Raw genomic sequence first — 15,347 nt, forward strand, 5'->3', positions numbered from 1 at the left:
GCGCCCGCCATTTCGGGGCGGGCGCCGATTGTCGTCACTTGTTGTAGAGTTTCAGGATCGGCTCGACGCTCGAGGCGTCGTAGAGGCTGAATGTGTGAATGTCGTAGCCGACCGGCTCGCCAGAGGCCGCAAGCCCGAGCAGCGCCACCGGCATGAAGCCCTGCGCCGACGGGTACTGCCAGGCCGCAGCATTGACGAAGCCGGACTTGACCGCCTCGGCCGTCTCCTTTGAGTTGCCCCAGCCGACGACCGGGACCTTGCCGGCCGACACACCGGCCCCGTCGAAGACGCGTTTGATGCTTGCTGCCACGGAATCGCCCAGTGCAATGATTGCCGGCGGATTGTTGGCGACCATGTAGTCGGTCATCTTGGCGATGATGCCGGCCGGGTCGGTGCCGCAATCGACCACGTCGTACTTGATGCCGAGCGGATCGAAGACGCTGGCGATGCCCTCGGTCTCGAGCTGCTGGTAGCTGGCGCCCGGCACTTCGACCGGCAGGAACACCTTGTCGCCCTGCTTCACCATCTTGTGGTCGACGAGATACTTGGCCCAGATGACGCCCGCTTCCCTGAGGTCGGCCCCGACATAGGCCTGCCGCCCGGTCGCCGGATCATCGGTGTTGAAGAACACGATCGGTATGCCGGCGGCCTTGGCGGCCTTCACCTCCTCCGTCCACAGGCCGGGCTGAGCCGAGGTGGTAGCGATGCCGTCCGGCTTGGCGGCGAGCGCCGAGTTGAAAGCCTCCTTCTGCGCCGCCATGTCGCCGCCGCTGAACGAGATCTTGCAGGTCACCTTGAGCTGGTCGCAGGCCTTGGTCGCGCCGGCATTCCAGTCGATCCAGAACGCGTCCGAAGGGCCACCATGCGACAGCAGATAGAAGGTCTTCTGGCCGTCCTGCGCGAATGCCGGCAGGCTCAAGGAGACCCCGGCTACCAGCGTTGCCGCGGCAGCCACTTTCAATGCGAATTTCAACATTCATTCCTCCCTTGGTTGGAGTTGCGCCGCCATGCGCCGGCGGCGCAACCGGCGCTCAAAGCCCGTTGGCGCGGAACTTCCCGTCGAGGAATTTCTTCGCGCGCGGCACGTCGTCTTCCGAGAGATGCTCGATGATGACCGGGATGTTTGGGTGCTTTTCCGCCAGCCGCTGGAGATAGAGATCGTAATTCAGCGAGCCCAGCCCGGGCGCCGGCAGCTCGATCTCGCCGACGCCGCGGAACGTGTGGCTCTCCATCGCATCCTCGTCGCCGATGTCGGCATGCTTTTCCGACTTGTCGCTGCCCGAACGCTTGACGTCCTTGGCATGCGCGATCTTGATCTTGTCGGTCAGCGTATCGAACACCTGGTTCAGGATCTGGTCCATCCGGTCGATGTTGTGGGTTTCGAAATAGTTGGTCGGATCCATCAGCAGGCCGAGGCCCGGATGGTCGACCTGGGCGAACATCTTCACCGTCTCCTCGACCGAACCGACGACATTGTTGACATAGGTTTCGAGCAGGAACACCGCCCCATGGTCGTAAGCCGTCTGGGCAAGCTCCGAGATCACCTTGCGGCATTCCTCGAATCCTTCCTCGGTCTTGTTCCTGGGGTGATGCACCCAGTCGGATTCGGTGTTGTAGGTGCCGGTCTCCGAGATCACGTAGGGCGAGCCGAAGGCGCGCGCATTGCGGATGATTTCCTTGAGATAGCCGACGCGCTTGTCGCGCTCGACTTTATCGGGGTGGATAATGTTGGTGTAGCCCGACACGCAGCAGATCGGCAGGTTGTTGTCGCGGAAGACGTCGCGCACCTGCTTGGCCTTTTCCTCAGTGATCTGCCCGGCCGACAGATCGATATCCCTGAAATGCAGGTCGAGCTGCACCGTGTTGAAACCCAGCCCGCGGATCTTCTTTGCCGTCTCTTCGAGCCCGTACGGGAAATAGCCCGTGAAAATACCTGCCTGCATCATGATGTGAACTCCTCCCTAAGCGATTCAGTTGGCTGACTTTATCGATATCTCGGACAGCTTGACGGTGCGGCCTTGCGCCATCGAGCGGTAGCCGGCCTCGACCAGCGCCATCGTCTTGACGTTGTCGGCAACCGATAATGCCGGCGGCGCGCCTGTCTTTACCGCATGCTGCAATTGCTCCATCACGCCGATGAAGGCATGCGGGAACCACATCGTGTCCCAGCTCGGGCTGACCCACTTGCCATCCGTCGTCTCGGTCGAGGCATAGGTCAGCGTCGAGGCCACGCCTTTCGGCCAGCCGATCGTGCCTTTGGCGACACCGTTGGTGCCGTCGACGCGCCAGTTGATGTGCTGGTCGTCCAGATAGCCCTCCTGGCGCGGTCCGGACCAGACATCCTCCAGCGACACGGCGAGCACGCCGGAGGGAAAGCGCAGCGTCGAGACGGTGATGCCGTCGCTATGCTCGAATGTCGTGCGCGGGTCCTTGCGTGTCAGCGTGGTGATTTCCGAGGGATCGCCGAACAGAAAGCGCAGCACGTCGAGATGATGCACGCTCATATTGGCGAGCGTCAGCCGGTCGTAGTCCTGAAGGAAGGTCTGCCAGTGCGGGATCGCATGCATGTCGATCTGCGCGAAGACGATGTCGCCCAGCGCGCCGCTGTCGATGATCTGCTTCAGGACGCGCATCGACTGGTCGTAGCGCATGTTCTGGTTGACCGAGAGGATCTTGCCGGACTTTGAGGCTTCGTCGCGCAGCTTCACGGCTTCATCGACCGACAGCGCCAGTGGCTTCTGCGCCAGGATCGCCTTGATGTGAGGCTGCTTCAGCGCATGGCGGATCAGCGCCGGCTGCTGGTCGGGCGGAAAGGCAAGGTCGACGATCTCGATCTCGGGATTCTCGATCAGTTGTTCCGGCGTGTCGTGGACGGTCGGGATGTCCCAACGCGCGGCGACCTTCTGCGCATTGGAACGGGTCCGCGAGGCGATCGCCACCACGTTGAACCCCGCTTCGCGATAGGCTGCCAGATGGCACTCGGCCATGATCATGCCGGCGCCGATGCAGCCGAGCCGGTATTCGCTGGTGCGGACCTTCACGTCCGGCTCGAAGCCTTCGCTCGCCATGTCTTCCTCCCGAAATTCTGTTTTCGCAGCCGCGATCATCTCGCCAACGCGCCTCCGTCCTGCCCGAAATAATGCACCCGGGCCGGCTCGCAGGATATCGCTACCACCGCATCCGGCCTGATGTCGGGCTGGCCGCGCAGCAGCGCTTTCAGCCGCGCCTCCCCGGCGGCGAGCGTTACCACCGTGTAACCGCCAAGGGGCTCGACCTCGAATACGCGCGCCGGGCGGCCAGCGCCCCCGTCGACCCAGGGCCGGACCTTGATGTCCTCCGGCCTCAGCCCGATTTCGATCGCGTCGGCCGGAGCAGCGCGATCGTCGATGCTGACCGTGCCTTCGGCGGCCTCGATGCCACCGTCGCCTCGAACGGATTTGAGGATGTTCATGACAGGCGAACCAAGCAGTCGCGCCACATAGGTGTTCGCCGGGCGGTCGTAGATCTCGGACGGGGCGCCGATCTGTCGGATCCTCCCATTCTCCAGAATCGCGATGCGGTCGGCGATCGACATCGCCTCTTCCTGGTCATGGGTGACGTAGATCAGCGTCTTGCCGAGTTCGCGCTGGATGCGCTTGAGCTCGACGCGCGTTTCCTCGCGCAGCCGCGCATCGAGCGCAGAGATCGGGTCGTCCATCAGATAGGCGTTCGGGTCGCGCACCAGGGCGCGGGCTATGGCCACGCGCTGCCGCTCGCCACCGGAAAGCTGCGCCGGCGGCTTGTGAAGGATGTGGCCGATATGCAGCTTGGCGGCGACGTCGGCGACACGCTTTTCGATCTGGGCCTCGGCGACCTTGCGCTCGACCAGCGGGAAACGCACATTGTCGCGCGCGCTCATATGGGGGAACAGCGCCAGGTTCTGGAACACCATGGCGACATTGCGCTCGGCCGGCGAGACGGTGTTGACCGGTTTGCCGCCGATCAGGATCTCTCCGGCATCAGGCGTCTCCAGCCCGAGCACGAGGCGCAGGATTGTCGATTTGCCCGCCAGCGGCGGCCCGAAGAAGCAGAAGAATTCGTTGTCATTGACGGTGAACGAGGCGTCGTCGACGGCGAGCGTCGTGCCGTAGCGCTTGCTGACATTGCGAAAGACGATATCGGCCATGTCAACCTGCCTTCATCGCAATGCCGCTGCGGGCATCGAAGACACGCACGGACGATGCCACGGGGGCGACGACGGCAAGCTCGCCGATCGACAGTCCGACATTATTGTCGAACACCGCCTTCACGGCGGTCTCGCCATCGCCGAGATGGACGACGGTCCTCGCGCCGATCCGCTCGACGAAGCTCACCGGCATGGCGAGGCCCTGCCCGCTCTGCACCAGCGACACCTGTTCGGGCCGGAAGCCGTAAAGCACCTCGGAGCGCGATCCGCGCAAGGTGGCGGCCAGCGCATCCGGCAGCGTCGGCGTGACCCCCAGCGGCCCGAGATCGACCACCAGGCCCCGATCGCTCTCCGCCGGCCTCCCCCTCAGCAGGTTCATGCCCGGGGCGCCGATGAAGCGTGCGACGAAGACATTGGCCGGATTGTTGTAGACTTCCAGCGGCGTTCCCACCTGCTGCAGCACGCCGTGATCCATGACGGCAATGCGGTCGGCCATGGTCATGGCCTCGAGCTGGTCATGGGTGACGTAGACCATCGTCTGCCTGAACTGGCGCTGCAGCTGCTTGAGCTCGGTCCGCATCACCGCCCGGAAGGCGGCGTCGACATTGGACAGCGGCTCGTCGAGCAGAAAGATCGCCGGCTCCATGATTGCCGAGCGCCCGATCGCCACCCGCTGCAGGATGTTGACCGAGAGCCGGTCGGCCTTGCGGTCGAGCAGCGGCGTCAACTGCAGCAGCTCGGCGGTGGCGCCGACGCGGCGGTCGATCTCAGCTTTCGCCGCACCGCGCATCCGCGGCCCATAGCCAAGGTTCTGGCGCACCGTCATATGGGTGAAGATGGCGTAGTTCTGGAAAACGAAGCCGACGCCGCGGCGGCCCATGGGCACGCCGGCCATGTCGCGCTCGCCAAACAGGATCTTGCCGCTGGTCGGCTCTTCCATGCCGGCGATCATGTTCATCGTCGTCGACTTGCCGCAGCCCGAAGGCCCGAGCAGCGCCATGAACTCGCCATCGGCTACATCGAGATCCATGGTCTTCAGCGCCGTGAACTCGCCAAAGGTCTTGACCAGGTTGCGCAGCTGGATCGCGCTCATGCCGGCACCAGCCTTGCCCGCGCCATGCGCTTCATGGCGAATACGGCAACGATCGAAAGCACGACCAGGATGGCCAGCGCGATCGCCGCCACATAGCCCCAGATCAGGTCCTGCGTCGTGACCTTGTAGATGTAGACGGAGATCGTCTCCGTGGCGACGCCGGGGCCGCCGCCGGTCATGATGTAGAGCGTGTCGAAGATCTTGAAGTTCTCGATGACGCGGATCGCCAGCGCGATGATGATGATCGTCTTCATCTTCGGCAGCACGATGGTGACGAAGCGCTGCCACGGGTTGGCGCCGAGCAGGGTCGCCGCCTTGATCTGGTCCTGCGGCACGCCGACCAGGCCGGCAAGCAGGATCAGGAACATCAGCGGCGTCCACTGCCAGATGTCGGCGATGATCACCGCGATCAGCGCCAGCGTCGGGTCAGACAGCCAGGCGATGGTGACGCGGGAACCGCTGAGTGCCGACAGGATGTCGTTCAGCGGCCCGCCCGACTGGAACAGCATGAAGAACATGTAGCCGGCTACCGCTGGAACCACCATCATCGGCATCAGCAGGATCGAATAGAAGATCCGCTTGCCCGGAAAATCGTCCGCGAACAGCGTCGCCAATGCCAGGCCAAGCAGGAATTCGACAGGCACGCACAAGACCATGACGATGGCGGTGCGCCTCAGCGCGCTCCAGAAGCGCGCATCGGCGGCAAGGTCGGTGTAGTTGGCGAAGCTGTTCCACATCTCCCATGCGTTCCACCAGCCGAGGCCGGAGAGCGGCGACCAGTCGGTGACGCTGATGTAGAGCTGCATCAGCAGCGGGAAGACGGAGATGAAGAGCACCAAAACCTGCGCCGGCAGCGTCAGCCGGAATCCCAGCCGCGCTCCCTCGTCCCGCAGCTCGGGCTTGCCAAGCGCGGCCTTTGCGTCCTTTGAGACAGTCACGGTCACCGCGCTCATTGCTTGAGCGCGCCGAACGTCAGTCCGCGCACCAGATGGCGCTGGATAGCGATGCCCATGATGACCGGCGGCACCGCGGCGACAAGACCGAGCGCGGCCTTGGCGCCATAGAGCTGCCCGGTCATCGAGGAGGACAGCGAGGCCATGTAGACGGGGATCGTCACCCATTCACGCGTCGTCAGCAGCAGCGCGATCAGATAGTCCGACCAGTTGAGGATGAAGACGAAGAGGGCGGCGCTGGCCAGCGGTGCGCGCATCATCGGCAGCGTGATGCGCGTGAAGACGCGCAGCCGCGAACAACCTTCGACAAGCGCCGCTTCCTCGATCTCGCGCGGCATGTCGTCGAAGAAGGTCTTCATGAGCCAGAAAGCGAACGGCAGGGTGACGATGCCGTAGATCAGGGCCAGGCCAAACCAGCTGTCGGTGAAGTTCAGGAAGGCCCACATGATCATGACCGGGATCATCACCGCCATTGGCGGAAACAGCCTGAGCTGGATCAGCGCCAGCGGCAGGTTCTGGCCCGAGCCGAAACGCGACAGCCCGTAGGCCGCAGCCGTGCCCGCCGACATTGCGATCGCCGTGCCGAACACCGAAGACAGCAGCGACGACAGGATCGGCTTCAGCGCGGTGCGGTCGAGCGCCACGATCAGATTGTTGTTGGACTCGCCGAAGACGAACTGGAAATTGCCGAGCGTCGGGTTCTTCGGCCACCATGTCAGGTCGGCGCCGGTCGCCGACCATTCGGCGATCGGCTTGAAGGCCATCGACACCATCCACAGGATGGGCACCAGCGTCACCGCCATCGCCGCGAAGATCGCGGCGTAGCGGAATATCTCGAAGGGGACGGAACGCTTCATCTGGCTGCTTTGCTGGTGGCGTTGACTGCGGCGGGGAGGAACAGATGCTCTTCCCCTCCAGCGCTGATCCAGGGAGACGGATCAGCTGATTGGATCGAGAACCGTCGGCCAGGCCTCCTTGTTCGTCCTGATGGCTTCAAGCAATTTGTCCTCGCCGATGCGGCGGGCGATCTTCTTCCACTCCGCTTCCGTGTCGGCCATCGCCTGTTCCGCTGTCTTGGCCTTGGTCAGCGACGCCATCAGGTTTTCGTCCAATGCGTTGTGGAAGGCGGTGGCGCCGGGATAGTTGATCGTCGGCACCGTGCGGGCGACGGTCTCGCGCACCACGTCGATGTGGTAGGCGTGGTAGGTCTGGCGCACCAGCGGATCGGAGAAATCCGAGAGCCGGAACGGATCGAGATAGCCGCCCGGATTGGCGCTCATCCAGGCATAGATGCGGGCGGAGCCCAGCCACTGCAGCAAGAGGTAGGCGACCTCCTGGTTTTTCGACTGAGACGAGACCATGCCGGTCAGCGAGAACCACAGCACGGAACGGCTGATCAGCTTGCCGTCGACTTCGCGGCCGGGCGGCAGCATCGAGCCGATCTTGCCGGTGACGGCGGAATCCTTGTTGCCGGCATTGTCGAGGAATTTCGGCAGGTTCGAGAAGGCGCAGGTCATCGCCGCGCCGCCCTTGGCGAAATTTCCATACTGCTCCGGCCAGCCCCAGGAGATCGCGTCCGGCGAGTGATGAACGAGCGAGCCGACATATTCGTTGGTGGCGGCAATGCCGTGCTCGGAATTGATCAGCGGCTTGCCGTCGTCGCCGAACAGGAACTGATTGGGCGATGCCATCGAGACATAGCGCTGATACCAATTGGTGTAGCCCCAACCCTGGTTGCGCAGGTCGGTGGAGCCGAACAGGCCCTTGTCGGGCCGCTGGAAGAAGCCCGCGATGTCACTGTGCTGCTTCCAGGTCTTCGGCGGCGCCAGATCGTAGCCGAATTTGTCCTTGAACGCCTTCTGCTCGGCAGCGTCGCCGAACAGGTCGGTGCGGTAGACCCAGGTCTGGAAGTCGCCGTCCAGCGACACGCCATAGTTGGACCCGCGATATTTGTTGAGCAGCGACACGCCCTTGGCGCCGTCGACATAGCCGGTCTTGGGATCGTCCCATTCGGGCCTGTACTGGGCGACGAAGTCGTCGAGCTTGGCGATGCCGCCGGTCTCGGCGAGGTCGCCTAGCCGGTTCCATTCCGTCGAGTAGATGTCATAGGCCCCACCCTTGGTGGAGATGTCCTGCATCGTCTTGGTGAATTCCTGGCCGTTCGGCAGGCCGACGATCTCGATCTGGATGCCGGTTTCCTTTTCCCACAGCTCCTTGATCGACGGCGCACCCGCAGGGAAAGGCTGTGTGAGTTGGCCAATCGAGCCATCCGACAGGCCAAGTACGATCTTGGCCGGTGCCTTGCCAGCTCCCTTCAAGGCCTTGGCCGCCTCAACGGCACGGCCTTCCGGCGTGTCGGCGCCATATTGATAGCGCTCGGCGCCCTCGAAACCGGTGGGGCCGCCGACCATGCCTGGCGCCAGCGCGTCGGCCGCAAGCGCACGGCCGGGACGGATGAATTGCGGGGCGATACCTGCCGCGGCCACGAACACCGCCGCCTTTCCTCCGGACGCCAGCAATCGGCGTCGCGATATGCGGATCAGATCAGACATTGGAATTCCTCCCTCAGGGCCAATGTTTCCTCCACGAGCCCATTGAGGGATATTGACGGCAGCACCGGAAGGCTGTCAACATCATAAATACTCAAAATACATCGTAACACCGCAACTGCGGAGAAAATACGTCATGCAAAGGTCGACACACGGGCTCAATGCCTCGATTTGATGGGAAATCTGCCTTTCTGGCACGCGACTATCACGCCGGGCGACGCGATTTAGCCCAACCTCCTTGCGCATCGGCTAAGGCTCGATACATCATTTCCCATCAGAATCGCTGATGGCTGGCAGCTGTGGCCGTCGGACGGGCTAGCGGCATTGTGCGATCTGATGCATTGAGGAGATGAAGACGGTGCGTTCCACCTTGACTGACATAGCCCGGGAAGCCGGCGTTTCGGCCGCCACCGTCGACCGCGTGCTGAACAACAGGCCCGGTGTGCGGGCGCGCACGCGTGAGATAGTGCTCGAAATGGCGCAGCGCCTCGGCTACATCGCGGAGGGCCCGAACGGAGCGCCGCCCAGGCCCTCACCCGGAGAGGTCATCCGTCTCGACTTCGCTCTGCCGGCCGGAACCAATTCCTTCATCAAGATGCTGCATCGACACATCGAAGCGCAGGCCCTAGCGCGCCCCGATCTCGACGTCCACATCGCCACCATAGAGGGCTTCAACCCCGACCGGCTCGCCCGCCTGCTGCAAGAATTGCGTGGACAGACACAAGGCGTCGGCGTGATCGCGCTCGATCATCCAACGGTGCGCGAGGCGATCCGCTCGCTGTCAGCCAATGATGTCAAGGTGGTGACCATCGCCTCCGACATCCTGCATGTTCCGAGAGTGGCCTATATCGGCATCGACAACCGCGCCGCGGGGCGGCTGGCCGGCTATCTGCTCAACCGCTTCATGGGATCGGAACGCCCAAGCAAGGTGGCGCTGTTCGCCGGCTCGCTGTCCTATCGCGGCCATGAGGAACGCGAGATGGGATTCCGGCACATCTTGACCGAGGAGTCGCCCAATCTCAAGATCGTCGAGATGCGCGAAATGCTGGATGACCGAGAGAAGGCTTATTCGGAAGCATCAGCGCTTCTGGACCGGCACCCCGATCTTGCCGCGATCTACAATGTCGGCGCCGGCAACACCGGCATCGCTCGGGCGCTCAAGGAGCGTGGACGCGCCAAAGACATTCTCTTTCTCGGCCACGAGGTGACAGACGGCACCAAGGAACTTTTGTTGGATGGGACGCTCGATGCGGTCATAGATCAAAATCCGCGCGTCGAGGCGCGGGAAGCCCTCAACATTTTAAGCCACTCCGTCAGGCACCTGACCTATGAACCGCATCAACCACGACTTCAGGTGATCTTCAAAGAGAATATACCTGAAATCTGATCAATGGATCCGTGATCTTATCGCAAAGCACAGCGTTGGCGTCGCCACCGGTCACAAATACGAACGAGAGCCCGAATGATCTCGTCAAAGCCGCCGATCTGGCACTATTCCGTGCGAAGTCGGAGGGACGAGATCGGGTCGTGGTTGATGGTGCATGAGAAGGCCGTCGCCCGTTGCAACTCGGTCAGCCTTTCCGAACCTAAAAAGACCAAGTCCACTCATAGCACCGAGGTCGCGAACGATTGGGGCGAAGACGGTTCTGGATGTCGCCGGCACGAAGCCGACGAATGGCATACGCCCGTCCGTCCGCCACGATCACCTGAAGCATCGCCCCGATCAAAGGCGCTCGAGCAGATATGTTGCAGGCAACCTCGTGTGTTATACACGCACGCTGACTTTTTGGGTCGGACACGAGATCGATGGACCAGGAAACGCTTCTTGCCGCAGTCCTCTTAGCTGATGTCGTGGGCAGCACGCCACTCTATGAGCGGATCGGAGACGATGCCGCTCTACAGCAGGTCTCGGATTGCCTGGACACGATGCGCGAGATCGTCGCCAAGCACGGTGGTGATTTCATTTACTCGAAAGGCGATGACATACTCAGCCTCTTCGAGAGCCCGGAAATGGCGCTGAGGGCCGTCTGCCAAATTACCCATCAACTGACTAAAGGGCCGTTGAGCGCCCGTATCGGATTGCATTTCGGGGCGGTTATTCGCGCGCGGGGCGCGATATTCGGTGACGTTGTCAATGTCACCGCAAGGTTGTCCACCACGGCGAACCCCGGAGAGGTGCTGATCAGCCAGAGCTTCTGCGAAGCCCTTTCCCCGAGAAGCCGCAAGGGCCTGCGGCTCCTCGACAAAATGGCCTTGAAAGGGAAGCAAGAGTTCTTCGATGTCTATACCCTGTGGAGCGACGATGGGGCCCCCGGTACGCAGATCACCAGCCATGGCGCCACTACAGATAGACGCTCGGTCCTGCCGCGGCAGATTCATCTGGTCATCCGCTACAGAGATCAGCTGCGATCCTGTCGAAACGGCGAATCCGTGACAATCGGCAGATCGGCGGAATGCGATATCATCGTCGAGCTGCCCTGGGTATCGAGGCGCCACGCCGCCTTCACCATATTGAATGGCAGAGCTCGGCTTCTCGAACGAAGCTCTTCGGGCACATTTGTGTCCATGGGACTCGGCCATGAAGTATTCGTACGCCGTGAAGATATTGTCCTCTTCGGCTCCGGCGTCATCTCGCCTGGAGTGAAGTCGGCACTCGACGAAGCCCAGCTTCTTCACTACGAAATTGTCTCGGATTGACCCGGCCCGGCTACTAGCTCGACCGGTTTCGAGCTGGTTCGCTGGCGCCCTCAATGTCGCGCTGTATTCTTTGACAGCCATTGGAATCGACCGTTCATAAATGTGCCAAGGCCAATCCAGGAACGTCTGCTCTCGAAGTTGGGCTGCGAAGAGCTGACTTCCGTTTCCCTCGCTGAGTTCGACGGAGCCGCGGCCGGTGCATCTCCCTCGCAGGATGCGGAGTTCTACCTGCTCCTAGGCGACATTCTGCAGGTGGATGGCTTCGGCAGCAAGCTGGCCCGCTCGATCGGTGACGCGATAGGTCTTGCCGCGAAAAGGCCGGTGCGTGGGAATTGTGCTGGACTGTCGGCCAGACAATGAGCTGGCGACGGGAGCGGCCGGCTGAAGCGGGATGCCCGGACCAATTCCCTGCCCTGTGTCGCCTTGATATCCCTAGGTGCTGAAGGTCAGCACAGGCTGTTGCAGCCCGGGGTCGACGAACGCTTCATCAGACCATTGCGCCGCAATAGCTCCTCGACCACCTGCGAAGGCTCGCGATTGGGCTACCGTCACGAAATTGGCGCAGAAGCGCAGACCACTGACATATCGCGACGTCGAGATGGAGCTCGATGCCACCGTGTTTGCAGCACCGGGGAGATTCCTCTTGGGCCGATCGAGTTCAAGTTGGTGCGCCACATGCTCGAGGATCCTGAAAGGTGATCAGCCGTGATGAATTCATCGCAGCTGGCTGGTCGCTGAAAGCCAGTGTGAGCGCCCAGGTGGTCGACGTTCACATGAGCCAGTCGCGAAAGTTGTTGAAGCAGTCGTCGCAGAGTTGCCATTCGCACCGTGCGGCTTGCCGGCTATTCTCTCGAAGACACTGCGGGCTGACAATCTCGGCGGTTGGGTTCAGAAAGGTCGCTGCGAGACGCCGCAAGGGGACCGACCCGATGGGAAAGGTCTTGGCAGCTAGGGGACTTAGCGCCACCAACATTGCAGCCGTGGCGCTGCTCTAATCGAGGCGTATAGAACAAGCGACATGAGCGTGTCAGATTGTTTGCATTCAAACGACCTTTGCGACGTTATCCGTGCCTTCGCCTTGCTGGTGCCGGAGGAAATCATGACGTCGCCCGACAATTCAGTCGAACTCGTTCGCGACAAGAAGTGGACGGTCCGCATCACCGCCTACGGCAGCACCCTGACGTTTCCGTTCGAAGCAGAAAGCTATGCACGTTCTTATGCCGATGGTCAGGCATTCCGTCTCGGCGTTCAGGTGGCGGAACTGAAGCGATGCGGCTGACAACTTGTCGACGTGTTGGCGGATAGCCTGCATCGCGATCGGAACGAACGGGTCGCTGATTGCAGCCTCGCGATTTTTCCATCAAATCCCGCCTGCAATCTTGACAGCAACTCGGCAAAATCCCTCGCCGACTAGCGTTGTCATATGAGCTGGAGCTTTCCTCGCCGCCGGTGGTAGGCGGGATACGCTGCCGGGAGAGCCCTCTTTTCGCATAGACGAGAACCTTGTGCTTTTCCATCTCAAGGCTGATTGGCGGCTGGATGCGCGCGCCGTCTTTCATGTTCTGCCATCAGCCCGCGCGGAGCGTGGAATCAACGGCGGGGAAGCGGATGATGTTTCCTGTTTGCGCTCGCGTAGCGCAAGAAACGCTGCGAAGAGCATGATAGCCATGCCGATGATGTCGATCAGGCTAACCTCCTCGCCGTAGGTGATGATGCCAAGCACGACGGCAATGACGGGTGAGACGAAGGCAAATGCTCCGGCGCGCGAGGCGCCGATTTCGTGCAGGAGCCGGATAAAGAGAGTGTAGCCTATGAACGAACCAAACAGCACGAGGAACAGCCACCCGACCCAGGCCGGCCAGCCCCAATCGCCTTTTAGAGCCGCGGCCGCGCCTGGCTCCACAACGAGTGAGATGAGAATTAGGAATGCGCCCCCGAAAAGGGTGGTGAAGCCGGCGATGAAGTCCGATGAATATACCTCAAGAAGCGGCCGCGCGAGCACCGAACCCCATGCATAGATTAAAGCTGCCGACGCCACCGCTGTCATCGCCAGCAGCCGGAGCCCCCTGCCCTGCTGGTCTGCGTGTGTCCAACCAGCATAGGCTTCGGGCCCGAACAGGACGCACAGACCGGCCGCACCGAGCAAAATCGCAAAGAGCCTGCGGCCGTCATAGCGTTCGTCCCCCAGAAGCAACGCAAACCCAAGCAGCGTGACGGGGGTCAGCGAAAGCTCAAGAACAGCCGCGGTGCCCGTATCGACGTAGAGCATGCCCCAAAAGAGTGGGCCATAGCAAAGCGGAATCATGAACAACGTAACAACGAAAAGGCGCGGCCAACTCCTTTTGGCCACCCGTGGTAGAGCAGCGCCCCTTAGGCGCGTCGCACTTAGGATCAGCAAGCCGGCTACTGTAAAACGCGTGCCTGCGAACATCAGAGGCGGCACGGTGGCGATCCCTGCCTTGATACCGATCCACGTGGTGCCCCAGATCACACATAAAACCAAAAATGTCGCTGTGTTGCGGTTCATCGGAAGCAGCCTTCGCTGGGCGTTGTTGGTTCGTCGTAACGGCCAAAAGACGGTTATTTCGTTACAACGGCCTCTTGCCAATACGGTTCCGCCAACCGATGTTTCCGGGATGGATTTTGCGAAGACTATCGTCGACATGCGCATGGTTGGCGGTCACGCCTGCCTGGACTTCGTCAACACGGTCGACGCGCGACGCGATGTATGGGGCCCAGACCTCTTGCAGACCTATGCCGACCTGGTCGTCTGGGCTGGACGTGCCGATTTGATCGACGTCGATGAGGCGCGAGCACTGCTCGCGGAGGCTTCCGCCCGCCCGCTCCTTGCGGAGGCGGCATTGGAAAAGGCCAAGATTTTGCGCGAGGCCGTTTACGCGGCTCTCCAGGCCGAGGCGGCAGGCGCCCGGGTGCCGCACGATGCCTTGAAAATCGTGCGCGATGCAGTCGCCCTAGCCCTGCCGAAGCGCTCGCTTTTCCCGTCCGGCGACCGCCTCGCTTGGCAGTGGACCGACGCAGCCAGTCTAAACACGATCGGCCACCGCGTGGCCTTTGAGACAGCCGAGTTTTTGGTGTCCAGGAATGACCGCCGCCGCGTGCGCGAGTGCACCGGGCCGAACTGCGGTTGGCTTTTCATCGACACCTCGCGTGGCGGGCGCAGGCGGTGGTGCTCGGATGAGAGCTGCGGCACACGCAGCCGGGTAAGGCGCTTCAGGGCAAAAGCCGCAGGGAACATGGCTCCCAACTGCAAGAATTAGTATCTGACGCCAGGCTTGGATGACCAACGCAGCATAGTTAGCTTCACGCTATCCCTGTCGCTGTTTGTCCAACGAAGCTGGTCTCGCGAGCGACTGTGGCCAAGACTGTGGAGAACACAGCCGGCGCGGCAAGCCATCATCGCGTTCCAGAGCGGGTTGCTTCGGGGCCGCCTACCTCGCCACGCTTCGATCGGTCGATCTGCTCAAACTTGACGGGAACTCCGCTAGCCTGACGGCGTTTTTCTCAGTCCGAAACAAACAAGGATAGGTGCCATGGACTGGAACCGTGTCGAAGGCAATTGGAAGCAGGTAAAGGGCAAGGTCAAGGAACAGTGGGGCAAACTCACAGACGATGACCTGGACCGTATTGCCGGTAACCGCGATCAGTTGGAAGGCAAGATTCAGGAGCGCTACGGCATTGAGAAGGACCGCGCTCAGCGCGACATCGATGACTGGTATGGCCGGCAAGGCTGGTAGGTCGCCGGTTCCAAACTGAACTTGAAAAAGGGCTCCGAGAGTACGGCGCCCTTTTTTGCAGCGTTCCTGTCACCTTTTCGTGAGTCTCACGACAAGAGCGCTCACCGAGAGACGTGGAACCGCCAAAGGTGCCCG

14 protein-coding genes are annotated in these 15,347 nt (G+C 61.8%); 5 read left to right on the top strand and 9 right to left on the bottom strand.

Annotated features, from left to right (window positions below; genetic code table 11):
• Positions 1-34 precede the first annotated feature (34 nt).
• From NL532_RS20950 to NL532_RS20985, 8 genes are all read right to left on the bottom strand, one after another.
• On the bottom strand, positions 35-976 hold the full coding sequence (locus NL532_RS20950; protein WP_023673173.1) for a sugar ABC transporter substrate-binding protein: 942 nt from the start codon (positions 974-976) through the stop codon (positions 35-37).
• A gap of 55 nt (positions 977-1,031) precedes the next feature.
• The gene (locus NL532_RS20955; RefSeq protein WP_023829480.1) at positions 1,032-1,946 is read right to left on the bottom strand and encodes a sugar phosphate isomerase/epimerase family protein; all 915 of its coding nucleotides are present in this window, start codon (positions 1,944-1,946) and stop codon (positions 1,032-1,034) included.
• Between the two features lie 24 nt (positions 1,947-1,970).
• Positions 1,971-3,068, bottom strand: coding sequence for a Gfo/Idh/MocA family protein (locus NL532_RS20960; protein WP_286487440.1), 1,098 nt, complete (start codon positions 3,066-3,068; stop codon positions 1,971-1,973).
• Between the two features lie 35 nt (positions 3,069-3,103).
• Positions 3,104-4,165 (bottom strand): ABC transporter ATP-binding protein, encoded by a 1,062-nt coding sequence (locus NL532_RS20965; RefSeq protein ID WP_023829478.1) that lies wholly within the window; start codon positions 4,163-4,165, stop codon positions 3,104-3,106.
• Between the two features lies 1 nt (position 4,166).
• The gene (locus NL532_RS20970; RefSeq protein ID WP_023829477.1) at positions 4,167-5,258 is read right to left on the bottom strand and encodes an ABC transporter ATP-binding protein; all 1,092 of its coding nucleotides are present in this window, start codon (positions 5,256-5,258) and stop codon (positions 4,167-4,169) included.
• Entirely contained in the window at positions 5,255-6,211 is a 957-nt protein-coding gene (locus tag NL532_RS20975; RefSeq protein ID WP_023829476.1) for a carbohydrate ABC transporter permease, read from the bottom strand. The genes NL532_RS20970 and NL532_RS20975 overlap by 4 nt, the downstream gene beginning before the upstream one ends.
• Complete coding sequence (locus NL532_RS20980) at positions 6,208-7,068, bottom strand: carbohydrate ABC transporter permease (protein ID WP_023819383.1); 861 nt, start codon at positions 7,066-7,068, stop codon at positions 6,208-6,210. Before NL532_RS20980 ends, NL532_RS20975 begins: the two co-directional genes overlap by 4 nt.
• A gap of 81 nt (positions 7,069-7,149) precedes the next feature.
• On the bottom strand, positions 7,150-8,763 hold the full coding sequence (locus NL532_RS20985) for an extracellular solute-binding protein (protein WP_023829475.1): 1,614 nt from the start codon (positions 8,761-8,763) through the stop codon (positions 7,150-7,152).
• Positions 8,764-9,118: 355 nt separating this feature from the next.
• Between NL532_RS20985 and NL532_RS20990 the strand changes: the two genes are divergently transcribed.
• The 3 genes from NL532_RS20990 (at position 9,119) to NL532_RS21000 (ending at position 12,736) form a co-directional block, all read left to right on the top strand.
• Positions 9,119-10,147, top strand: a complete 1,029-nt coding sequence (locus tag NL532_RS20990) for a LacI family DNA-binding transcriptional regulator (protein ID WP_286487442.1) — start codon at positions 9,119-9,121, stop codon at positions 10,145-10,147.
• Between the two features lie 419 nt (positions 10,148-10,566).
• The gene (locus tag NL532_RS20995) at positions 10,567-11,457 is read left to right on the top strand and encodes an adenylate/guanylate cyclase domain-containing protein (protein WP_023829473.1); all 891 of its coding nucleotides are present in this window, start codon (positions 10,567-10,569) and stop codon (positions 11,455-11,457) included.
• A gap of 1,099 nt (positions 11,458-12,556) precedes the next feature.
• The gene (locus NL532_RS21000) at positions 12,557-12,736 is read left to right on the top strand and encodes a hypothetical protein (RefSeq protein ID WP_023669469.1); all 180 of its coding nucleotides are present in this window, start codon (positions 12,557-12,559) and stop codon (positions 12,734-12,736) included.
• Between the two features lie 276 nt (positions 12,737-13,012).
• Here NL532_RS21000 and NL532_RS21005 read toward each other — a convergent pair whose 3' ends face one another.
• Positions 13,013-13,984, bottom strand: coding sequence for a DMT family transporter (locus NL532_RS21005; protein ID WP_023829471.1), 972 nt, complete (start codon positions 13,982-13,984; stop codon positions 13,013-13,015).
• A gap of 109 nt (positions 13,985-14,093) precedes the next feature.
• On the opposite strand from NL532_RS21005, the gene NL532_RS21010 reads away from it, so the two are divergent.
• Together NL532_RS21010 and NL532_RS21015 are read left to right on the top strand one after the other, a co-directional pair.
• Positions 14,094-14,735: a CGNR zinc finger domain-containing protein gene (locus NL532_RS21010; protein WP_023829470.1), complete on the top strand. Its 642-nt coding sequence runs from the start codon at positions 14,094-14,096 to the stop codon at positions 14,733-14,735.
• A 273-nt stretch (positions 14,736-15,008) separates the two neighbouring features.
• Positions 15,009-15,212, top strand: a complete 204-nt coding sequence (locus NL532_RS21015; RefSeq protein WP_023682266.1) for a CsbD family protein — start codon at positions 15,009-15,011, stop codon at positions 15,210-15,212.
• Positions 15,213-15,347 lie beyond the last annotated feature (135 nt).

This window comes from Mesorhizobium sp. C120A (genome assembly GCF_030323105.1).
GTDB lineage: Bacteria > Pseudomonadota > Alphaproteobacteria > Rhizobiales > Rhizobiaceae > Mesorhizobium.